The following is a 21,040-nucleotide window of genomic DNA, read 5'->3' on the forward strand; positions in this document are numbered from 1 at the left end:
CATCGTCGCCAGAGCCGCCGTTCGCACTACGGCTTGAATCGGCCGTGTCGAAAACATCAGCAAAAACGGCGCCCTTGGCGTGGGAGCCGAGGGCGCCGCGGGACCGGAACCTGATGGGGGTTATCAGGTGGCCGGTTTCTCGGGCAGCGGCGAGATCGGCATTCCCGGGCCGATCTTCTGCAGATTGCCGGTAATCACCCGGTCGCCTTCGGCCACACCGCTCAAGATGGCGACCTGATCGCCATTGGTCGGTCCGAGCGAAACGATACGCTGGTCGACCGTGTTGTCCTTGCCGACGACATAGAGATATTTGCCGAGCTGGCCTGAGCCGAGTGCCGTCTGCGGTACCATCAGCGCATCGGGCTGCTCTTTGACGTGCAGCCGGACGCGGACATATTGGCCGGGGAGCAGCGTGAACTTGCCGTTACCGATCGTCGCCCGTGCCGTGATCGTGCCGGTCGAGCGATCGATCGTGTTGTCTATGAAGGTAAGATCGCCCTTCTGGCGCGGTTCCGTTTCACCGGGAAGCAGGACGTCGACACTGATCGGTCCCGCGGCCCGGGCTTCCTCGATCTGTGTCAGGTCCGTTTCGCTCGGATTGAAGGTGACGTAGATCGGATCGAGCTGCACCAGCGAATTGAGCACCGTGCCGGCAACGCTGACCAGCGTTCCAACGGATGCCTGGCTGCGTCCGATGCGTCCCGCGAACGGGGCACGGATTTCGGTATAGCTCAAATTGAGCTCGGCGGTCCGCAAGGCGGCCTGGTTCACGGCGAGCGAGGCCTGAGCCTCACGCAAGGTGCTGGTGCGCTGGTCGAACACGTCCTTGGCGAGATAGCCGCTCTTGGCGAGCTCGCTGCCGCGCCCGAGATTGGAGCGCGCATAGTCGAGTGTTGCCGTGTCGCGCTGGATAAGCGCCTTCGCCTGCTCGAGGGCAGCCTGGAAATCCTCCGGCGCGATCTTGTAGAGAAGGTCGCCCTTCGCAACGTCGCTGCCGTCGGTGGCGACCTGCTCCTGCAGATAGCCCGGCACGCGCGCCTGCAGCGTGATGCTGCGGATCGGCTCCACCCGGGCGGCGTAGTCGAGATAGATCGGGATCGTCTTCTTGACGACGCTCACCACCGGCACGGGCATGACAAAGGCTTCCGGCTTGGGTGTCGCCGCCCCGGCTGTGCCGGCGTTGAGGCTGAGGCTGCCCATGTCGAGCAGGTGAACGCTCGCCACCGAAATCGCCCCAAGGGCGACGGCCGTTCCCAGCGCGATTTTCCATTTACGCATGATCAATTCTCCAGTCCTATTCAGCCGCTTCGGCCAATGGCTCGAAGGCGGGTTCGGCAGTTGGTTGTTCGGTCGCTTCGGAAACCGGTTCGCTCTCGCTGCGGCGCTCGCGCAGCTGCTCGATCACCGCATAGAAGACCGGCACGAACACCAGCGACAGGATCGTCGCCGCGACCATGCCGCCAAAGACGGTGGTGCCGATCGACTGCCGGCTCGCCGCACCCGCACCCGTGGCGAACATCAGCGGCAGCACGCCGAGGATGAAGGCGAAGGCGGTCATCAGGATCGGCCGCAGCCGCAGCCGCGCGGCTTCCATTGCGGCGTCGACGATGCTGAGGCCTTCTTCGCGCCGGCGCCGGGCAAACTCGACGATCAGAATCGCGTTCTTGGCCGCCAGTCCGATCAGCATGACGAAGCCTATCTGCGAATAGACGTCGATCTGCATGCCGCGCAGCCACAGCACGACGAATGCACCGAACAGTGCGAGCGGCACCGCCAGCAGCACCATGAACGGCATCGCCCAGCTCTCATATTGCGCGGCGAGGATCAGGAAAACGAAGACGATCGCGAGACCAAAGACGACGGATGCGATCGATCCCGCCTTGAGCTCCTGATAGGTGATGCCGGTCCATTCGTAGCCGAAGTCTCTCGGCAGCGCCGTGGCAGCGGCACGTTCCATTGCCGCCACCGCCTGGCCGGACGAAAAGCCGGGGGCGGCGCCGCCATTGATCAGGGCCGACGCATTGTTGTTGTAATGCGGCACGGTCTCGGGGCCGACGATCGGCACAAGCTTGCCCAGCGTGCTCAGCGGCACCATCCCACCCGACGCATTGCGGACATAGAGCCGCGATATGTCGGCCGGACCGGCGCGAGAGTCCTTGTCGGCCTGGATCGTCACCCGGAAGGTGCGGCCGAACAGGTTGAAATCGTTCACATAGAGCGAGCCGAGATAGATCTGCAGCGTATTGAACACGTCCGGCAGGTTGAGCCCGAGCAGCTTCGCCTTGGCGCGATCGAGATCGTAGTTGAACTGCGGCGTCGAGGTCGAGAATGACGAGAACAATTGCTGCGGGTTGAGCTCGGGCTGCTTGCGCGCCTCGGCAATCACCGCTTGCGTCGCATCGTTGAGCGCCACGCTGCCGCGGCCGGTCAGGTCCTCGACCTGGAACTCGAAGCCACCGGTGGTGCCGATGCCCGGGATCGACGGCGGGTCGAAACTCAGCGCAAAAGCCTCCGGAATTTGCAGCAGCTTGTTGCGCACGTCGGCGACGAGCTTCGAGGCGCTCTGGTCGGGGCCGCGTTCGTCCCATGGCTTCAGGATGGCGAATTCGACCGCCGAGTTCGACTGCGCGGCGCTGGTCAGGAAGTTCAAGCCGCTGATCGAGCCGACGATGTCGACGCCGGGCGTGTTCTGCAGGATGTCGCGTGCCTTTTGCGCCACCGCGTCTGTGCGTTCCAGCGAGGCCCCGTCGGGGAGCTGGATGACGACGAAGAAATAGCCCTGGTCCTCGACCGGAAGGAAGGTCGAGGGCAGGCGCTGCCAGACGAAATAGGTCGCGACAAGTCCGGCCGCGAACACGCCGAGCATGATCCAGCGCAGGCGGATGAGAATGCGCACACCATTCGCATAGGCATGCGCCAGCCGTTCGAAGCCCATGTTGAACCAGCGGAACAGCACGAACTGCGTTTCCGGCCGGTGGCGCAGGAAGGCGGCGCTGAGCGACGGGGTAAGCGTCAGCGAGACGAAGGCCGAGATGCCGAAGGAGATCGCCACCGTCAGGGCGAACTGGTTGTAGAGCCGGCCGGACACGCCGGGAATGAAGGCAACCGGCACGAACACAGCCATCAGCACGGCGGTCGTGGCGATGATCGGGCCGGTAACCTCCGCCATCGCGGTACGCGTGGCAGCCAGCGGTTTGAGGCCGGCCTCAAGTTGGCGTTCGACATTCTCGACGACGACGATGGCGTCGTCGACGACGAGGCCGATCGCCAGCACCATGCCGAGCAGGCTGAGCATGTTCAGCGAGAAGCCAAGCATATGCATGACGGCCAGCGTCGCCACCAGCGACACCGGAATTGCGATCGTCGGGATGATCGTGGTGCGCCAGCTTTGCAGGAAGATGAACACCACGGCGACGACCAGGACCAGAGCCTCGCCGAGCGTGATCAGCACGTCGTGCATCGAGGCCGAAACGAAACGTGTCGTATCGTAATGCATGGCGTAGCTGACGCCCTTCGGGAAACGGGCCGACAGCTCCTGCATCTTGTCCTTGACGCGCTGCTGCAGATCGAGCGCGTTGGAGCCCGGCATCTGGTAGACCGCGAGCACCACCGTCGGGTCCTTGCCGAAGAAGGCCGACGACGAATATTGCAGCGCGCCGAGCTCGATGCGCGCAACGTCGCGCAGCCTGACCAGCGAGCCGTTGGCGGTATTGGCCCGCACGACGATGTCGCCGAACTCCTTGGGATCGCTCAGCCTGCCGACGGCGTTGACCTGCATCTCGAAGGCAGTGCCGGCCGGAGCCGGTGATTGCCCGATCTTGCCGGCCGCCACCTGGACGTTCTGCTCGGCGACGGCGTTCTGCACGTCGACGGCAGTAATGCCGAGATTGGCGAGCTTGTCGGGGTCGAGCCAAATGCGCATCGAATAGCGCCGCTCGCCGAAGATCTGCACGTCGCCGACGCCGGGCAGGCGCTTCAGCGGATCGACCACCTGCAGATAGGCGAGATTGCTCAGCGCGACCGGGTTGATGGAACCGTCCGGCGAGGTGAGGTCGACGATCAGGACGAAGTTCGGGTTCTGCTTCTTGATCGTCACGCCGCCCTGATTGACGATGGCCGGCAACGAGGAAGCCGCCTGCGAAACGCGGTTCTGGACATCGACGGCCGCCGTGCTCAGATCGTAGCCGACGTCGAAGGTGATGGTGATCGTCGAGGAGCCGTCATTGGAGCTCGACGACGACATATAGGTCATCCCCTGGACGCCGTTGATCTGCTGTTCGAGCGGCGTCGTCACCGTGTCGGCGACGACCTGCGCGCTGGCGCCCGGGTAATGGGCGCTGACCACGACCTGGGGCGGAGTGATGTCGGGAAACTGCGAGACGGGCAGGAGGAAATAACAGATCGCTCCGGCGAGCACCATGATGATGGCGATCGCCGACGCAAAGATCGGACGATGAATGAAGAAGTTTACCATGATATGCACGCCTCGCCCGATGCTCTGGCCCGGCCAAACGCCCTGGCTACCCTGGAAAGCCGCCGGCTGCGTGTTGAGCCGGAATCTTCGAGAAAGCCGAAATCTTCAAGGCGGCGCGGCGCATTGCGGCGCTCGGCCTGTTCGTCCGCCAGCGCACGCAGCATCGCCTCGAAAGACCGCGGGTCGACGCGGTCGGCCTTCATCAGCATGCGGATCATCGGATCCCTTACGACTTCATCGATCGTCAGATCATTGCGCTGCGACATCGAAGCGGCTCCTGGTTTTTGGTGATCCGCGGCAAGCCGCGGATCTGGTGTTTTCTTGCTCGCCGGCCGAGGCCGTGAGGTGCGGTTCGTCCCCTTGCCGATCGGGGCGGGGCTGATGGCTGGCACTTGCGAGTTTGACATGATGCAATGCGGGTGTTACAGGTAAGTAACATCTCTAACGTTACAGACCGGTAACACCCTAGTCAAGAGGTGCACCGAGGGAATTTCGGGAAACGCAATCACGGAGGTTTTGATGACAGACGGTGTTGTGGAGCGTGTTCGCCCCCGGGACAGGATCCTGGAGACGGCACGGGACATGTTTCACAAGCATGGCATTCGCGGCGTCGGCATCGACGCCATTACCGAGGCCGCCGGCACCAACAAGATGACGCTCTACCGACATTTCGAGTCCAAGGACGACCTGATCATCGAATGTCTGCGGGCGACCGCTTGCAGCGCCAACGCGATGTGGGAAAAGTTCGAGGCCGAGAATCCGGGCGACAAGCTGGCGCAGCTGCACGCCTGGGTCCGGATGGCGGCCGATTGCCTGATGTCGGATCGTCGCGGTTGCGACATGGCCAACGCCGCCATCGAGCTGAGCGAGGCCGATCATCCGGCAAGGCAAGTGATCAAGGAACTCAAGGAAGCCCAGCGCGAGCGGCTGGTCTCGCTGTGTCGCGATGCCGGCATCGGACAGGCCGAGCTTCTCGCCGATACGCTGTCGCTGTTGCTCGAGGGCGCCCGCGTCAGCCTGCAAAGCGTTGGCGCCGAGGGCCCGAGCGCGCAGTTCGTCCGCATGGCGGAAGGCCTGATCACGTCTTTCAGGGCCAGATAGTCTCGCAAGCGGCGAAACGATACGTGGCGTTTCGATTGCGGGCCGCGCCGCCGGGTGATGTCTCGTCCCATCGCGATGTGCCATCTCGCGTCTCCTGTGCCGATCCTCCGCACCATGGCCGGCGCGGCGTTGTTTGCTGGTCGTGAGGCAGGATAGGGCCGCCGGCGAACCGGTGAGAGTGACAAGTGTGACAGGATTCTGCCCGACAAAGCCGCGGCGGTCGCAGCGAAGCTCATCGATCCGCGGATCACCAAACGTGTCCGGTGCTGTCCCGACCGCAAGCATTGGCCGCTATCCCGGAGCCGGAACAAAAAAAGCCCGCTGCCGGGAGGAGGTGGCAGCGGGCTCGATTTCGAATACGGCACGGGAGGAGGTGTACCGCACTCAGCGTCGGCATCGCATCTGGGAGGAGTAGATGGCCGACACCTGCGAAACTATCGATTGCCCAATGATTCGGCAACCACAAAAGTTGCATAGGTGATGTGCAGATTTGCGGTATCAACCGAATTTTAACGATCGAGGCCCGAGCGACCATCGCCTCGCGCGACATCACTGCACCGGGACATTTTCCTTGAAGATCAGGCGCGGCTCGATGAATTTCCGCGTCAGATAGGGCGCCGACGAGGCGATCGAGCCGAGCAGGCGAATGACCGACTGTTCGGCGATCAGCCGCGCATTCTGGTCGATGACGACGTCGAGCAGATCGTCGACGAGATAGCCGCGCGTCTCGCGCGTCAGATCATGGCAGATGAACACCGGCTTCGTCTGCGGCCTGACTTCGAGCAATGCTTTTGCCACGCCCGAGCGCCCGGCGCCGATACAATAGATGCCGAGCAGCTCCGGCTCGTTGTGCAGCGCCTTCATGGTCGCGGTATAACTGACCTCCGGCTCGTCGTTGATCTCCACGGCGCTGGTGACGGTTAGGTTGGGGAACTCCTCGCCGAGCACGGAGCGAAAGCCCATCTCGCGTTCCTCGTGGCCGCGGTAGGAGCGTGAACCGACGACCATCGCCAGATGGCCCTGGCGGCCGCCGAGGAACCGTCCCATCAGCAGCGCCGCGGTGCGGCCGGCCACCCGGTTGTCGATGCCGACATAGGCCGAGCGGGGCGCGCCCGGAACATCGGACACCAGTGTGACCAGGCGGATGCCGGCCTCGACGATCTCGCGCAAGATGTTGCGCGTTCTCGGATGATCGATGGCGATGACGCCGACGCCGTTCGCCTTGAGCGAGAGGTTTTCGACGGCCGCCTGCAAGGCGCTCGGCGAGATGCCGGCGAGCTTGTGGATGCGGCAGGAGGCGACCAGCGGCAGGCGCGCCGCATAATCCTCGATGTGTCTGGCCAGATCGGCCATGAAGGCATTGCTGCCGATCGGCAGGAAGAATTCGAGATGCGCCGGCCGCGAGGGCAACGCGACCTGGTCGACGACCGGCAGATAGCCGAGCTGCTTGGCCGCCTCCATCACGCGCTGCCGGTTGGCGGCACTGGCTCCCGCCCGGTTGTTGAGCACACGGTCGACCGTCGCGGTCGACAGGCCGCAGCTCCTGGCAATATCCGAAACGGTGGCTTTCATGTCGCAACCATGTGGCGATGCGATCCAGTGCCTCGACGATCAGGCCGACCCCCGGCTGCTCAGCTGGGCCGTTGCGTGCCCTCGACCAGCGCGTCATGGATCTCCTTGTCCGACATGCCGGTGATGACGCGTTCGACTTCGGCGACGCTGGTCTTCTTCGGGTCGATATCGTCGGCAACCACCTTGCCGCGTCGCATGACGACGATGCGGTCGACCACCTGGAAGACATGATGGATGTTGTGGGCGATGAAGATGCAGGAATGGCCGGAATCGCGGGCACTGCGCACGAAGCTCAGCACGCCTTGCGTTTCGGCGACGCCGAGATTGTTGGTCGGCTCGTCGAGGATGATGAGATCGCTGTCGAAATGCATGGCGCGCGCAATCGCCACCGCCTGCCGCTCGCCGCCGGAGAGCGAGCCGATCGGCGTCGTCGGCGGGATGTTCTTCGAGATGCCGACCTGCTTGAGCAGGTCACGGGCAACCACGTTCATCGCCTCCTGGTCCATGCGGTTGAGGAAACGCGGCGGCTTGATCGGCTCGCGTCCGAGGAACAGGTTGCGGGCGATCGACAGCTGCGTCACCAGCGCCGAGTCCTGGTAGATCGTCTCGATGCCATGGGCGATGGCGTCGCTGGTACTGCGCAAATTCACCTTCTTGCCGCGGATGAAGATGTCGCCGCTGGTCAGCGGGACCGCGCCCGACAGCACTTTGATCAGCGTCGACTTGCCGGCGCCGTTGTCGCCGAGCAGGCCGACGATCTCCCTTTCGTTGACATGGAAATTGGCATCAACCAGCGCCTGCACGCGGCCATAGGACTTGCGGATATTTTCCATACGGACAAGCGGTTCGGCCATGGTTCAAGTCCCTGCCTGATGCCGGCGTTCCAGCCATGAATGGAGCGCCATCATGCCGAGGATGATGGCGCCGATGAAAATATTATAGGCAAGGCCCGGCACACCGATCAGCACGATGCCGTTGCGCATCACGCGCAGGATCAGGATACCGAGCACCGTGCCGATGATTGTGCCGCGCCCGCCGGTCAGCGCCGTGCCGCCGATCACCACCATGGCGATGACTTCGAGCTCGTAGCCGGTGCCGCTGTTGGGGTTGGCCGCCGAGGTGCGCAGCGAACTGATGACGCCGGCAAGCGAGGCCAGGAGCGACGACAGGATGAACAGGCCGATCTTGACACCGCTGACATTGACGCCGCGCGCCCTTGCAGCACTCGGGTTGCCGCCGGCCGCCTGGATCCAGTTGCCGGTCCGGCTCTGCGTCAGCACGTAACCGAGCGCGATTGCGGCGGCGATGAACCAGAACAGCGACATGTAGATACGGAACGGCCCGATGAAGAAATCGCCGACCAGGGCTTCCGCCAGCCAGCTGCCCTCGGCGCTCCAGGTCCGCTGCGGAAACCCGTTGGTGACGAACAAAGCGGTGCCGCGCACCACCAGCAGCATGCCCAGCGTCACCAGGAAGGACGGGATCTTGAGCTGCGTCACGAACCAGCCATTGACCAGTCCAATGAACGCAGCGACCACCAGCGCAATGACGAAGGCGGCTTCCAGCGAGGCGACGCCGCTGTTGAACAACGTCCACATCAGGACCGGCGAGAAGCCGAACACCGAGCCGACCGAGAGATCGAATTCGCCTGATGTCATCAACAGCGTCATCGCCAGCGCGATCAGCCCGAGCTCGACCGTGAAGGCCAGCGTGTTCGAGATGTTTTGCGGCGACAGGAAGTCGTGGTTGATGCCCCAGAACACGGCGATCTCGACGACGAGCAGCACAAACGGCCCGAACTCGGGCCGCGCGATCGAGCGTTGGATAAGAGAACGATTTTCCACCTTGGACCCGCGATAGGATTGGATTTGGCCGCGACCGCAACCGGCTTCGGCGGAATGATGAGACAGTCACGGCCGCCGAAGCGGCCGTGACCAACTCGATCGCGGATTTATTTGCCGGACAGGATCTTGTCGTAGACTGCCGCGGTGTCCTTCTCGTAGAGCGCGCCGGTGATCACGTCGAAGCCGGGCGGAATACCGCTCGCCGCCATGTTGGCGAGCGAGAGCGCGACGTAGCTGGTCGCCTGCGGATCCTGCCACTGCGCGGCATTGACGTAGCCGTTCAGCACTTCCTGGGTGGTGTCGAGCGAGTTGCCCCAGCCGACGACCGGGATTTCGCCCGGCTTGACGCCGACCTGGTCGAACACCCGCTTGATCGAACCGGTGACAAGGTCGCCGAGGCCGATAACCGCCTTGACCTTGGCCCTGTTGGCGGTGAGGTAATCGACCATGCGGTTGATCACTTCGGCCTGGTCGAGCGTCGCTTCGGTGATTTCATAGGTGATGCCGAGCGGCTCGAACACGCTCTTGATGCCTTCCTCTTCCTGGACGCCATAGGTGGCGCCGGGAATCTCGACCGGCATCCAGACGAAGTCGCCCTTCTTCACAAGGCCCTTGTCGACCAGATACTGCGCCCAGTGTTTGCCGAAGGTGACGTTGTCGCCGCCGACATAGGCGTTGAAGTCCGCCTTCGGGTCGGGCGTGTTGAAGTTGATGATCGGAATGTTCGCCGCCCGCGCTTCCTTGGCGATCTCGACAAGGCTGCCCGGATCAGGGCTGGTCGTGGTGATGCCGTCGGCCTTGGCGGAAATCGCGGCGCGAACAGCCTCCTGCTGCGACGCCACGTCGCCATTGTGGAACGACGTGTTGACGGTGTTGCCGGTGTCCGCCGCCCATTGCTTGGCGCCGGCAAGGAAGTATGTCCAGACCGGATCGGCCGGGCCGCCATGCGAAATCCAGTAGAACGTCTTGGCCTGTGCCGCGGCCGGAATGGCCAGCGCCACCACCAAGCCAAGTACAAGCAGTCTTAGCCTCGTCAGCATTTGATTTCCTCCCATTTGAACCGAACTCCTCCTCCGACGACGATCGCGGCCAAAAACCGTGCGCGGCCAAAGCCGTGATCGCATTTGCCAGCGTCGACCTGGGCGCATTAGAGCATTCCCTTTTTCGGTCGATGGCAAGCCTCGATTGCCAATGGACGTTGGCGCAAGGCACCGCGCCATCAGCAATCCCATCAGATTGCATCAGTTTGGCTGATATTTTCCAGGCGGCCGACGATCGGCCTTGCGACCGTCATGCAATGCTGCGCGGCGGCGCGCCGAGCACGTATTGCTCTAGGTCGATAAGCGTCCCGGTCATCAGCCCGGAGGCGTCGCTGAGCAGGAACAGCGTTAGCTGGGCGACTTCGTCCATGGTCAGCAATCGACCAAGCGGCAGGCCGGAGGCGGCAATCTTTGCCCAGTTTTCGCCCTTGCCCAGCCTGCGCGCCTGCATCTCTTGTTCGGCCGGCGTCGCTACCCAGCCCATGTTGATGCCGTTGACGCGGATGCGATCGGAAAGATGCGCGTTGGCAATGTTTCTGGTCAGCGTCGAAAGCGCGCCCTTGGTTGCGGAATAGATGGCAAGGTCCGGCGCACCGCAATGCGCATTCACCGACAGTATGTTGACGATGGCGCCCGCCGCCCGCCGTGTCTTCATGTCGGCTACGGCCGCCTGCATGAGGAAGAACGGCGCGCGCGCATTGACGGAAAACAACCTGTCCCAGTCGTCGATTGTGCCAGTTTCCAGCGAGGCCCGGTCGGTGAGGGCCGCGGCGTTCACCAGACAATCGATGCGGCCGAGTCTTTTGATCGCTTCCGCCATGACAGCTGCAGGCGCGGCCGGATCTCCAAGGTCGGCCTGGATGAAGACGACGGGCCGGCTTGGTCGTGAAAGCTCTTCGGCGATGCGTCTGCCACGCTCGGCATTGCGGCCGACAATGGCGATCCCTTCGCCGCCGTCGGCTGAGGCCAGCCGGGCGATGGTCTCGCCAAGCCCTTGCGTTCCGCCGGTAACGACAAGGGTCTTGCCCTCAAGAGCGACGATCAATGGACTCTCCCGAATGCCGACGAGCAGGTAATTTCCAATCAGAGAATTCTAGAATCTATCGGATGTTAGGCTGGGGGACTAGATGAGGTCGGCCCTGGCGAGGTCGCGCATCAGGTGGCTGGCGCCGTAGGTCCAGTGTGGGCAGTCGGGCGACAGCCGCACGCGGTTGACCAAGGCGCCGAATTTCTCCGACGAGATGGTGACGATGTCGCCGACCTTGTGGGTAAAGCCCTTGCCTGTTTCGCCGCGATCCTTCGACGGCACGAACATGGTGCCGAGATAGAGCGCCAGCCCGTCCGGGTATTGATGATGCGGCCCCATGGCGGCGGCGACCAACTCTTCCGGCGAGCGGCTGATCTCGGCCATCGAACTGGCGCCCTCCAGCGAGAACCCATCCTCGCCTTCGACTTTCAACCGTACGATCGCCTGCTTCACGTCGCCGATGGAAAACGTCTCGTCGAACAGCCGGATAAAGGGGCCAAGTGCTGCCGAGGCGTTGTTGTCCTTAGCTTTGCCGAGCAGCAGCGCCGAGCGCCCCTCGACGTCGCGCAGATTGACGTCGTTGCCGATCGTCGCCCCGACAATCCTGCGGCTGCTGGCGGCAATCATGGCGATCTCCGGCTCCGGATTGTTCCATGTCGAAACCGGATGCAGGCCGACATCGGCGCCGAAGCCGACCGAGGCCATCGGCTGGCACTTGGTGAAGATCTCGGCATCGGGGCCGATGCCGACTTCCAGATATTGCGACCAGGCGCCGCGCGCAATCAGCTTGGCCTTGATCTCCATCGCTTCCGGCGAGCCGGGCTTGAGCTTCGACAGATCGTGGCCGATCAGCCCGGCAATGTCGGCGCGAATGGCGTCGGCCTTTTCCGCCGAACCGCGCGCCTGCTCCTCAATAACGCGCTCGAGCAGGCTGACGACAAAGGTGACGCCAGATGCCTTGATCGCCTGCAGGTCGACGGGGGACAGCAGGTACGGTTTCCCCGGATCTCGCGCTGTCTCGAAACTGTTGGCGGCAATGGCATCGAACGGGCCAATCGGCCGCCCCTTGGCCGAGCGGACGTGCCCCGCCGGATCCGGCAATTCGCAAACGTCGCGTACGGTCGGTGCCACATTTGATGTGATGTCGAAGACCGTGCCGTCACGCACCGTGACCACCAGCGGATGGGAAGCATCGCTCGCCCGGGCGCGGCCCACGAAGAGGCCTTCGGCGGGCAAATGTGTGGCGTTCGTCATGGCTTACATTTCCTGTTGTCTTGTCCTTCGGCCGCGGCACTTTCAACAAATTCCCGCCAAAGGTCTATCCCGCTTGCAGGGCGAGCTTTGTCAATTCTTTCAAGCGGTCTTCGCATCGCTGGACCTTGATCGAGCCCGACGTGCGCCAACGGCGACGGAAAACGCTCTTTCAAAATAATGAAACCGTCGCTAGGGTTTTCACCTACTGAAATCTCCAGGTGACGCTTGCTCTTACGGTTTTCCGATCCAATCTGGCAGAAGCCGCGGACAGCCACCGCGTTCCAGTCGCTTTTTCCAGCCGGCCAATGCGTCGATGTCGTTATCGTCGGCGGCGGCATTCTGGGTCTGTCAACGGCCTTGCACGCTGCCCGGCTCGGCCTTGCCGTCCAGGTGCTGGAGGCCGGCGAAATTGGCAATGGCGCATCCGGCCTGAACGGCGGTCAGGTCATTCCCGGCCTGAAATACGATCCGGACTGGCTGCTGGAGCATTTTGGTCTCGAACGCGGCGAAGCGCTCGTCAACTTTGCCGCCTCGACCGCTGACACCGTCTTCGAATTGATCCGCGACGAAAGACTGGCGGTGCCGTTCGTCCGCAATGGCTGGATCCAGGCGGCGCATACCGAGACCGCGCTAAAAGCGGCGGCGAACCGGGATCGGCAGTGGCGCGCCCGCGGCGCCGATGTCCGGCTGCTGAGCGCGACGGAGATCGCGACGATGACCGGCACGCAAGGCTATCTCGGCGGCTGGCTCGATCGCCGCGCCGGTGTCATCGATCCGCTCGCCTACACGTCGGAACTGGCGCGCGTCGCTGCAGCGGCGGGCGTAAAGATCGCCGAACGCCAGAACGTGATGCAGATCAGCAAGAATGCTGGCATTTGGCACGTTTCGGCGGAAAGCGGCGCCGAACTCAAGGCCAAGGCGGTCGTTCTGGCGACCAACGCCTATACCGGCGGCCTGCTCCCCGGCCTCGCCGAGACGATCGTTCCGCTGCATTCCTTCCAGATCGCGACAGCGCCGCTATCGTCCAATCTCGCGGCGGCGATCCTGCCGGACGGGCAGGCGGTGTCGGATTCGCGCCGCATCCTCGTCTATTACCGCAAGAGTGCCGACGGCCGGCTGGTGCTTGGTGGGCGCGGCCGCATGGCCTTGCCGAACGGCCCGGCCGACTGGGCGCATCTGGAACGCGCGCTGCTGCGGCTCTACCCGGCGCTGTCCGATGTGGCCATTGAAAAGCGCTGGTTCGGCCGGGTGGCAATGACGCCGGACCATCTCCCGCATATCCACGAGCCAGAGAAGGGTCTGCTGGCGGTCGTCGGTTGCCAGGGCCGCGGCATCGGCCTGATGACCGCGCTTGGCGAGCGCATCGCCTCCTATTTGTCGAGCGGCGACACCAGGCAATTGCCGTTCCCGATATCGCCGATCCGGCCGATCCCGTTTCACGCCTTTCGGCAGATCGGCGTTGCCGCGACCATCGCCTGGTACCGGATGCTGGACGCCTTCGAACGCTGACGTTCATGCTCAAGCGTGAAACAGCTTGACAATTTCACAAATATGAAAAAAGCTTAATCGATTTCAAATTTCGATGGACAGCCGATGTCGACCATCGCCGCAACGCAGCCGCTGCCGGAAACCCGGTCCTCGCCGGGTTTTCGCTTCGCCATGCTGCTGCCCGGCGGGTTGGTCACCTTCTTGCTGATCCTTTTCGCCCTCGGCCTGGTGTTCTTTCTCGCCTTTCGCGGCAATGACGGCTCGCTGCTGGGGGCTGGTTTCACCCTTGCGAATTTCGTCACTGTGGCCACCGATCCGCTGTACTGGACGGTGACGCTGCGCTCGCTGGGCATCGCCGGCCTGGTGACGCTGGCAACCGTCGTCACCGCCTATCCCGTTGCCTACTATCTGGCTTTCCATGCCGGGCGGCGGCGCGGGCTGCTGCTGTTCCTGCTGACCCTGCCGTTCTGGACCAGCTATCTGCTGCGCGTCTTCGCCTGGAAGATCGTGCTTGCCTATAATGGCGTGCTGAACTCGGCGCTGATCGAAAGCGGCATCTGGTCGGAGCCGACATTGGCGTTCTTGAATACGCCGGCAGCGGTCGTCGTCACGCTCGCCCACGCTTATGGGCCGTTCGCTATCCTGCCCATCTATGTGGCGCTGGACACCATCCCGAAATCGCTGCTCGAGGCCGCTTCCGATCTCGGCGCAAAACCATTCACCAGCTTCCGCCGCATCGTGCTGCCCAATTCGATGCCGGGCGTGCTGGCGGCTGCTCTCGTCGTCTTCGTGCCGACCGTCGGCGATTATGTGACGCCGGCGCTGGTCGGCGGCCCTGCCAGTACAATGATCGGCACACTGATCCAGGCCGAGTTCGGCAAGGCCAATGACTGGCCGTTCGGCGCCGCACTCGCCGTCGCCGTCATGCTGGTCATTCTCGCCGTGGTGCTGGTGGTGCGCTTCGCCGACCGCCGATACGGCAGCCGCACATGAACACGGCGCGCCTGGACGCAAAGCAAGGCGGCGGCTGGCTCGGAGCCTACGTCCTTGCCTATCTGGTGTTCCTGTATCTGCCGATACTACTGATCCCGCTGTTTTCATTCAACAATTCAATCCAGGCGGCATTTCCGCTGCAAGGCTTCACGCTGGAGTGGTACGGCACACTTTACGGCAATTCGGCGCTGTCCGGTGCGCTTGCCACCAGCCTCGTCATCGGCGCCATTGCCGCCACCGGCGCAACACTCTGCGGCATCACCGTGTCCTATATGGACCTTTACGGCCGCTCGCCGCTGGCCGCCACGATCAGTGCCATTGCGCGGCTGCCGATCCTGATCCCCGGCGTCATCGTCGGCATCTCGCTGTTGATCCTGGTCAATCTCGCCGGTTTCGGGCCGTCGCGCATTGCCATTGTGCTCGGCCATGTATTGGTGGCGCTGCCGACGACGGTGGTGGTCATGCGCAGCCGCTTCGCCGCCATTCCGAAGACCATCCGCGAGGCAGCGCTCGACCTCGGCGCCTCGGACTGGACGACCTTCAGACGGGTGATGCTGCCGCTCAGCCTGCCCGCCATTATTTCGGCGTTCATGCTGGCCTTCCTGACCTCGTTCGACGAGTTCATCGTCGCCTTCTTCCTTGCCGGCACCGAGCCGACGCTGCCGCTTTATATCTGGAGCCAGCTGCGCTTCCCGAAATCGCTGCCGACCGTCATGGCGCTCGGCACGGCGATCCTGGCCGTGTCGTTCGTCATCGCCGCACTCGCCGAAATCCTGCGCCATCGCGGGCTTGCCGCCGCTCAGCGGTCAGCGCCCGCCAGCCTGTCAAAACCAGAAGAAACCGAAAGAGGAGAACTGCAATGGCATTCGACTTGAAATCGATAACGACACAGACAGCGAAAACCGGATTGGCCGCCTTCGCGCTGGCGCTTGCATCGACTGTCGCCTTTGCCGGCGACAAGCTGCAATATTTCACCTGGTCGGGTTACGAGCTGCCCGACTTCAACAAGAGCTTCCTCGCCGCGCACCCTGATGGCGTCGAAGCCTCGATGTTTGGGGACGACGATGACGCCTTCACCAAGGTCAAGGCCGGCTTCCGCCCCGATGTCGCGCACCCTTGCTATGACAAGGTGGCGCGCTGGAACAAGGAAGGCCTGCTGCAGCCGATCGACACCAAGCGCATCAAGAACTGGGATTCGATCTTCCCGGTCTTCAAGAACCTGCCCGACCTGCAGGCCGGCGACGGCAAGGTCTGGATGGTGCCGTGGGACTGGGGCAATACCTCGATCCTCTACCGCACCGATCTGGTGAAGAACCCCGAAGCCAGCTGGAACCTGCTCTGGGACAAGCAATATGCCGGGCGCATGGCGACCATCGATGCCGTCCACGACACACCGGTGGTGGCGGCCCTTCTGGCCGGCGTCAATCCATTCGACATGACACCGGAACAGATGGACAAGGTGGCGGAAAAACTGCGCGAGCAGCGCCCGCTGCTCTCGAACTACACCACCGACATGACCTCGGTCGAACAGGCGCTGGCGAGCGGCCAGCTGGTCGCGGCCATGACCTGGAACGCCTCGGCCACCTCGCTGAAGAAGCAGGGCGTGCCTGTAGAGTTCATGAAGCCGAAGGAAGGCATGCTGACCTGGGCTTGCGGTTTCGTCATGCTCAAGGACGCCAAGAACGTCGATCTTGCTTATGACTTCATCAACAGCCGGCTGGAAACGGATTCCGGAAAGTATCTGATCCAGGCCTACGGCTATGGCAGCTCGACCAGCTCGGCTTTCGCCGCCGTGCCGAAGGAGGAGTTGGAGAAACTGCAGCTGCCTTCCGATCCCGAGGTGATGCTGAAGACCACGATCTTCACCGGGCCGATGAAACAGAATGACGAACTCGCCAAGATGTTCGAGAAGGTCAAGGCAGGCGGCTGAGCTCGCTCTTCCTTCTCCCCTTGTGGGAGAAGGTGGATTGGCGCGCAGCGCCAAGACGGTTGAGGGGTGTTGGAAGGAATGAGGCGTTGGTGTTTTCTGGAACACCCCTCATCCGACCGAGCTTCGCTCGGCCACCTTCTCCCACAAGGGGGAGAAGGGAAGACCGCGCGGCGCCGGCCAAAATTACTGTAACAAGGACGAACGAATGGACATGCTGGACGAAGCGGCTGAGAAGCCGAAGGACGACGCCGACGTCAGGGTCGGCCGGCGCGTGCGGGCGCTCAGGCTGGAGCGCAATCTCTCGCTGGCCGAACTTGCCGCCAAAGCCGGTGTCTCGATAGGTGCGCTAAGCCAGATCGAGCGCGGCATGTCGTCATTGCGGGTCCGCGTGATTTGGCCGCTCGCCGCCGCACTCGACATCGAGCCGTCGGCGCTGATCGCCGACGGCAATGATGTCGGCAACGACCTCTATTGCGTGCGCGCCAACAGCCGGCGGCAGATCCCGGTAAAATCGGAAGGCATCGCCAAGGCACTGCTGTCGCCGCCGGCCGCCACGCTAACCGGCATGCTGGTGACCGTTGAGGCCGGTGGCGGCACCGCCGAAGCTTACGCCCATGCCGGCCATGAATTCGGCTTCGTCCTGTCCGGCGAGGTCGAGCTGGTGGTCGATTCGACCAGATACGGGCTGAAGGCCGGCGACAGCTTCGCCTTCAAGAGCACGTTGCTGCATGCCTTCCGCAATCCGGGCAGCGAGCGCTGCCAGATCCTGTGGGTCAACACCACCAAATCGTCCGAGGTTCGCGATGGCGCCTGATCCGCTCGTCCGGCTGGACAAGGTCTCCAAGATTTTCCCCGGCGGCATCATCGGGCTCGACGCCGTCGATCTTGACATTGCCCGCGGCGAGTTCCTGACCTTGCTCGGACCGTCCGGCTGCGGCAAGACCACCAGCCTGCGTGTCATCGCCGGCTTCGAGAGCCCGTCGAACGGCAGGGTCCTGCTCGAAGGCCGCGACATCACGGCGCTCAGGCCCTTCGGCCGTCCCGTCAATACCGTGTTCCAGGACTACGCGCTGTTCCCACACATGAACGTTGCCGAAAATGTCTGCTTCGGCCTGTCGCTGCGCAAGCTCTCCGGTGCCGAACAGGCAAAGCGCGTCGGCGCAGCGCTCGACATGGTCGGCCTTGCTGAAAAGCTCGGCGCCCGCGTGTCGGAATTGTCGGGTGGCCAGCGCCAGCGCGTCGCGCTTGCCCGCGCGATCGTCTGCGAGCCGCGTGTGCTGCTGCTCGACGAGCCGCTGTCGGCGCTCGACGCGCATCTGCGCGAGCAGATGCAGGTCGAACTGAAGCGACTGCAGTCGCGGCTTGGCACCACTTTCGTCATGGTCACGCACGACCAGACCGAGGCGCTGTCGATCTCAGACCGCATTGTCGTCATGAACAAGGGCCGCATAGAGCAGATTGCGCCGCCGGCGACCCTTTACGATCGACCCGCCACCAAATTCGTCGCCAGCTTCATCGGCACCATGAACCTTCTGCAGTCGCGCTTTGTCGGCCGTGACGGCGAGCGCTTGCGGTTCATCGCCGGCGCTCTGCCGCTGGAAGCGATTTCGGATAAAGGCGAGCTGCCTGGCGAGGGCACGGTGCGCACCATTGGCGTGCGTCCGGAGGACCTTTTGGCCACGACCGAGGCGGCGGCCGGTACTGCACCGGTGCGGGTGAACAGCATCGTCTTTCACGGCCGCACCTTGCGCCTTCATGCAGAGTTGGGGCAGGGGACACAGGTGGTGATCGACGCGCCGCGCCGGACAGAGGGTTTTCAATTCAGCGTCGGCGACGTGGCGCATATCAGCCTGCGCCGTGGTGCCAACTGCCCTATGCTGCCTAGCTAGTCTCACTCATTTCCAGAAAACCGGAGCACGGCCCATGAGCAATCATCTCAATTTTTTCATCGGCGGCAAATGGGTCGGCCCCGTGGTTCCGGCAACGCTGGATGTGATCGATCCGTCCACTGAAGAGGCCTACACCAAAATCTCGGTCGGCTCGAAAGCCGATGTCGACAAGGCCGTGGCTGCAGCCAAGGCGGCATTCCCGGCCTTTTCGCAAACGACCAAGGCCGAGCGCCTGAAGCTGCTGAAGCGTATCCTCGAAGTCTACAATGAGCGCTACGAGGACATCGCCCAGGCGGTCAGCCAGGAAATGGGTGCGCCGATCAGGTGGGCGCGCGAGGCGCAGGCCTGGGCGGGCAGGGCGCACATGGAAGCCACTATCAAGGCGCTGGAGGATTACGAGTTCAGCGAGAAGCGCGGCACCACCATGGTGGTCAAGGAGCCGATCGGCGTCTGCGCGCTGATTACACCGTGGAACTGGCCGCTCAACCAGATAGTCTGCAAGGTGGCGCCGGCCATCGCCGCCGGCTGCACCGTCGTTTTAAAGCCTTCCGAAATCGCGCCGATCAGCGGCATCATCTTTTCCGAGGTGATGGACGCCGCCGGCACGCCGAAGGGCGTCTACAATATGGTGAATGGCACCGGTCCGGATGTCGGCCAGGTCATGGCTGGCCATCCCGACGTCGACATGGTCTCGTTCACCGGGTCGACCCGGGCCGGCATCATCGTCGCCAAGACGGCGGCCGAGACCGTCAAGCGCGTGGCGCTGGAGCTGGGCGGCAAATCGGCCAACATCGTGTTGCCCGACGCTGACTTCGAGACGGCGGTGCGCAAGGGTGTCAACGCCTGCTTCGGCAATAGCGGCCAGTCCTGCGATGCGCCGACCCGCATGCTGGTGCCGGCCGCCCGTCACGACGAGGCGCTGACGATCGCCAGGAAGGCCGCCGAACGGCACAAGGTCGGCGACCCGCGCTCGGAGGAGACCAAGCTCGGGCCGGTGGTCAGCAACATCCAGTTCGACAAGATCCAGCGGTTGATCGAGGCCGGTATCGCCGAGGGTGCGACGCTGGTCACCGGCGGCCCCGGCCGGCCGGAGCACCTCAACCGTGGCTACTATGTGCGACCGACCGTTTTCGGCCACGTCAGGCCTGGCATGACCATCGAGAAGGAGGAGATTTTCGGGCCGGTCCTGTCGGTCATCTCCTACGATGACGATGATGATGCGGTGAAGATCGCCAACGACACCGTCTATGGCCTGGCTGCCTATGTGCAGTCCGGGGATATCGACCACGCCCGCAAGATTGCCAGCCGGCTGCGCGCCGGGCAGGTGTCGATCAACTATCCGGAATGGGATACGTTCGCGCCCTTCGGCGGCTACAAGCAGTCCGGCAACGGCCGCGAATACGCCGACTGGGCGATCCACGACTTCCTCGAGATCAAGGGCATCATCGGCTACGGCGCCTGAGCCTTCGACATCTGGCATTGCGCCAACCATCGAAATTTGTTCCGAGCGTTGGTGCCTTCGGCACCGGCGTTCGGCTGAACGGCCACAACGATTGCGTGGCCGCAATGTGAGTGCGAAGCAGGGTCGCCTCAGATCGTCTTGAGATAGCCGGCCAACTGATCCGCCACCGTGCCCCAGCCGTCGTAGAAGCCCATCTCCTCGTGGCTGTTGCGCGTGGCTTCGTCGCGGTGGATGGCGGTGGCGGTGTAGCGCGTCGTCTCGCCATGCGATTGCAGCGCTATGACGGCTGTGATGAATGGGTCGCCTGACGGCCGGTAGCCGGGCAGCAGCGCATCGGTCCACACCAGCCGCTCGTCCTGGACGATCTCGAGGTAGCAGCAACGCCTATCGTTGACCTCCTTGCCGTCGGGCGACTGCATGCGGGTGCGGAACAGGCCGCCGGGCCGCAGGTCGATCTCGCAATCGGTGATGATCCACGGCTTCGGCGTGAACCATTGGCTGACATGCTCGGGTCTCGTCAGGGCCATCCACAGCAGTTCTCGCGGCGCCTCGATCGTCCGTTGGAGCACGAGGTCGAGCTTCGGATCGGGTTGGAACAACGGGACCATATTCATCTGTCTGTCTCCTTGAGTTTCAGCACGTAGTCGTCGAACTGGTCGAGACGGCGCTCCCACAGCGCACGCTGCTCGGCCAACCAGTTTTCCGCGAGCTTCAACGGCTCCGGCGCGAGCCGGTAGGTCCTGACGCGGCCGGCCTTTTCCGAATGCACCAGCCCGCAGCCTTCCAGAACCCTGAGGTGCTCGATGAAGGATGGCAGGGCCATCTCGAACGGCCGGGCAAGCTCGCTGACCGAGGCGGGGCTTCGGTTCAGTCGCTCGACCACGCGTCGCCGGGTCGGATCGGCGAGCGCCCGGAAAATGCCGTCAATGGGCGGGGGGCTTTCGGTCTGCAGGCCCGTCATGTCGT

19 protein-coding genes are annotated in these 21,040 nt (G+C 63.4%); 8 read left to right on the plus strand and 11 right to left on the minus strand.

Translation table 11 applies throughout. From position 1 onward, the window contains the following. Positions 1-123 precede the first annotated feature (123 nt). The 3 genes from NKJ23_RS23670 to NKJ23_RS23680 are packed head-to-tail and all read right to left on the minus strand — an operon-like array spanning position 124 to position 4,740. Positions 124-1,278 (minus strand): efflux RND transporter periplasmic adaptor subunit, encoded by a 1,155-nt coding sequence (locus NKJ23_RS23670; protein ID WP_352660823.1) that lies wholly within the window; start codon positions 1,276-1,278, stop codon positions 124-126. Positions 1,279-1,294: 16 nt separating this feature from the next. Then, positions 1,295-4,474: an efflux RND transporter permease subunit gene (locus NKJ23_RS23675; RefSeq protein WP_352682762.1), complete on the minus strand. Its 3,180-nt coding sequence runs from the start codon at positions 4,472-4,474 to the stop codon at positions 1,295-1,297. Beyond that, positions 4,468-4,740 (minus strand): hypothetical protein, encoded by a 273-nt coding sequence (locus tag NKJ23_RS23680; protein WP_031211028.1) that lies wholly within the window; start codon positions 4,738-4,740, stop codon positions 4,468-4,470. The genes NKJ23_RS23675 and NKJ23_RS23680 overlap by 7 nt, the downstream gene beginning before the upstream one ends. A 253-nt stretch (positions 4,741-4,993) precedes the next feature. On the opposite strand from NKJ23_RS23680, the gene NKJ23_RS23685 reads away from it, so the two are divergent. After that, positions 4,994-5,575 (plus strand): TetR/AcrR family transcriptional regulator, encoded by a 582-nt coding sequence (locus NKJ23_RS23685; RefSeq protein WP_031211029.1) that lies wholly within the window; start codon positions 4,994-4,996, stop codon positions 5,573-5,575. A gap of 549 nt (positions 5,576-6,124) precedes the next feature. Here the strand turns inward: NKJ23_RS23685 and NKJ23_RS23690 are convergent. From NKJ23_RS23690 to NKJ23_RS23715, 6 genes are all read right to left on the minus strand, one after another. Then, positions 6,125-7,147, minus strand: a complete 1,023-nt coding sequence (locus tag NKJ23_RS23690) for a LacI family DNA-binding transcriptional regulator (RefSeq protein WP_023674039.1) — start codon at positions 7,145-7,147, stop codon at positions 6,125-6,127. Positions 7,148-7,206: 59 nt separating this feature from the next. After that, a complete protein-coding gene (locus NKJ23_RS23695; RefSeq protein WP_352569415.1) occupies positions 7,207-8,001 on the minus strand; it encodes an ATP-binding cassette domain-containing protein in 795 nt (264 codons plus the stop codon). Between the two features lie 3 nt (positions 8,002-8,004). After that, a complete protein-coding gene (locus NKJ23_RS23700) occupies positions 8,005-8,991 on the minus strand; it encodes an ABC transporter permease (protein ID WP_352682764.1) in 987 nt (328 codons plus the stop codon). A 107-nt stretch (positions 8,992-9,098) separates the two neighbouring features. Further along, a complete protein-coding gene (locus tag NKJ23_RS23705) occupies positions 9,099-10,031 on the minus strand; it encodes a substrate-binding domain-containing protein (RefSeq protein WP_352473388.1) in 933 nt (310 codons plus the stop codon). 250 nt (positions 10,032-10,281) lie between these two features. Continuing rightward, positions 10,282-11,076 carry an SDR family oxidoreductase gene (locus NKJ23_RS23710; RefSeq protein WP_352682766.1) on the minus strand — a complete coding sequence of 265 codons (795 nt, stop codon included), beginning with the start codon at positions 11,074-11,076 and terminating at the stop codon, positions 10,282-10,284. Between the two features lie 78 nt (positions 11,077-11,154). Then, positions 11,155-12,312 carry a fumarylacetoacetate hydrolase family protein gene (locus NKJ23_RS23715; RefSeq protein WP_352682768.1) on the minus strand — a complete coding sequence of 386 codons (1,158 nt, stop codon included), beginning with the start codon at positions 12,310-12,312 and terminating at the stop codon, positions 11,155-11,157. Between the two features lie 225 nt (positions 12,313-12,537). Here NKJ23_RS23715 and NKJ23_RS23720 point away from each other — a divergent pair, with 225 nt between their 5' ends. From NKJ23_RS23720 to NKJ23_RS23750, 7 genes are all read left to right on the plus strand, one after another. After that, the gene (locus NKJ23_RS23720) at positions 12,538-13,821 is read left to right on the plus strand and encodes an NAD(P)/FAD-dependent oxidoreductase (RefSeq protein ID WP_352682770.1); all 1,284 of its coding nucleotides are present in this window, start codon (positions 12,538-12,540) and stop codon (positions 13,819-13,821) included. 84 nt (positions 13,822-13,905) lie between these two features. Continuing rightward, the gene (locus tag NKJ23_RS23725) at positions 13,906-14,793 is read left to right on the plus strand and encodes an ABC transporter permease (RefSeq protein ID WP_352682772.1); all 888 of its coding nucleotides are present in this window, start codon (positions 13,906-13,908) and stop codon (positions 14,791-14,793) included. Further along, entirely contained in the window at positions 14,790-15,668 is an 879-nt protein-coding gene (locus tag NKJ23_RS23730) for an ABC transporter permease (RefSeq protein WP_352682774.1), read from the plus strand. Before NKJ23_RS23725 ends, NKJ23_RS23730 begins: the two co-directional genes overlap by 4 nt. Beyond that, positions 15,653-16,723 (plus strand): ABC transporter substrate-binding protein, encoded by a 1,071-nt coding sequence (locus NKJ23_RS23735; RefSeq protein ID WP_352682776.1) that lies wholly within the window; start codon positions 15,653-15,655, stop codon positions 16,721-16,723. The genes NKJ23_RS23730 and NKJ23_RS23735 overlap by 16 nt, the downstream gene beginning before the upstream one ends. Positions 16,724-16,928: 205 nt before the next feature. Then, positions 16,929-17,537 (plus strand): cupin domain-containing protein, encoded by a 609-nt coding sequence (locus NKJ23_RS23740; protein WP_352682777.1) that lies wholly within the window; start codon positions 16,929-16,931, stop codon positions 17,535-17,537. Next, complete coding sequence (locus NKJ23_RS23745; protein WP_352569426.1) at positions 17,527-18,612, plus strand: ABC transporter ATP-binding protein; 1,086 nt, start codon at positions 17,527-17,529, stop codon at positions 18,610-18,612. Before NKJ23_RS23740 ends, NKJ23_RS23745 begins: the two co-directional genes overlap by 11 nt. Before the next feature lie 34 nt (positions 18,613-18,646). Then, complete coding sequence (locus tag NKJ23_RS23750) at positions 18,647-20,074, plus strand: aldehyde dehydrogenase family protein (protein ID WP_352682779.1); 1,428 nt, start codon at positions 18,647-18,649, stop codon at positions 20,072-20,074. Between the two features lie 128 nt (positions 20,075-20,202). On the opposite strand, the gene NKJ23_RS23755 is transcribed toward NKJ23_RS23750, so the two are convergent. Beyond that, positions 20,203-20,688, minus strand: a complete 486-nt coding sequence (locus NKJ23_RS23755) for an SRPBCC family protein (protein ID WP_502896663.1) — start codon at positions 20,686-20,688, stop codon at positions 20,203-20,205. Next, entirely contained in the window at positions 20,685-21,035 is a 351-nt protein-coding gene (locus NKJ23_RS23760) for an ArsR/SmtB family transcription factor (protein WP_352569429.1), read from the minus strand. The genes NKJ23_RS23755 and NKJ23_RS23760 overlap by 4 nt, the downstream gene beginning before the upstream one ends. Between the last annotated feature and the right edge of the window lie 5 nt (positions 21,036-21,040).

The sequence above is a fragment of the Mesorhizobium sp. M0184 genome (assembly GCF_040322215.1).
Taxonomy (GTDB): Bacteria; Pseudomonadota; Alphaproteobacteria; order Rhizobiales; family Rhizobiaceae; genus Mesorhizobium.

Bases quoted from the DNA above. Each gene is read 5' to 3' on its own strand.
- NKJ23_RS23670 (WP_352660823.1), bottom strand. From the start codon at position 1,278: ATGCGTAAATGGAAAATCGCGCTGGGAACGGCCGTCGCCCTTGGGGCG.
- NKJ23_RS23675 (WP_352682762.1), bottom strand. From the start codon at position 4,474: ATGGTAAACTTCTTCATTCATCGTCCGATCTTTGCGTCGGCGATCGCC.
- NKJ23_RS23680 (WP_031211028.1), bottom strand. From the start codon at position 4,740: ATGTCGCAGCGCAATGATCTGACGATCGATGAAGTCGTAAGGGATCCG.
- NKJ23_RS23685 (WP_031211029.1), top strand. From the start codon at position 4,994: ATGACAGACGGTGTTGTGGAGCGTGTTCGCCCCCGGGACAGGATCCTG.
- NKJ23_RS23690 (WP_023674039.1), bottom strand. From the start codon at position 7,147: ATGAAAGCCACCGTTTCGGATATTGCCAGGAGCTGCGGCCTGTCGACC.
- NKJ23_RS23695 (WP_352569415.1), bottom strand. From the start codon at position 8,001: ATGGCCGAACCGCTTGTCCGTATGGAAAATATCCGCAAGTCCTATGGC.
- NKJ23_RS23705 (WP_352473388.1), bottom strand. From the start codon at position 10,031: ATGCTGACGAGGCTAAGACTGCTTGTACTTGGCTTGGTGGTGGCGCTG.
- NKJ23_RS23715 (WP_352682768.1), bottom strand. From the start codon at position 12,312: ATGACGAACGCCACACATTTGCCCGCCGAAGGCCTCTTCGTGGGCCGC.
- NKJ23_RS23725 (WP_352682772.1), top strand. From the start codon at position 13,906: ATGTCGACCATCGCCGCAACGCAGCCGCTGCCGGAAACCCGGTCCTCG.
- NKJ23_RS23730 (WP_352682774.1), top strand. From the start codon at position 14,790: ATGAACACGGCGCGCCTGGACGCAAAGCAAGGCGGCGGCTGGCTCGGA.
- NKJ23_RS23735 (WP_352682776.1), top strand. From the start codon at position 15,653: ATGGCATTCGACTTGAAATCGATAACGACACAGACAGCGAAAACCGGA.
- NKJ23_RS23740 (WP_352682777.1), top strand. From the start codon at position 16,929: ATGGACATGCTGGACGAAGCGGCTGAGAAGCCGAAGGACGACGCCGAC.
- NKJ23_RS23745 (WP_352569426.1), top strand. From the start codon at position 17,527: ATGGCGCCTGATCCGCTCGTCCGGCTGGACAAGGTCTCCAAGATTTTC.
- NKJ23_RS23750 (WP_352682779.1), top strand. From the start codon at position 18,647: ATGAGCAATCATCTCAATTTTTTCATCGGCGGCAAATGGGTCGGCCCC.
- NKJ23_RS23755 (WP_502896663.1), bottom strand. From the start codon at position 20,688: ATGAATATGGTCCCGTTGTTCCAACCCGATCCGAAGCTCGACCTCGTG.
- NKJ23_RS23760 (WP_352569429.1), bottom strand. From the start codon at position 21,035: ATGACGGGCCTGCAGACCGAAAGCCCCCCGCCCATTGACGGCATTTTC.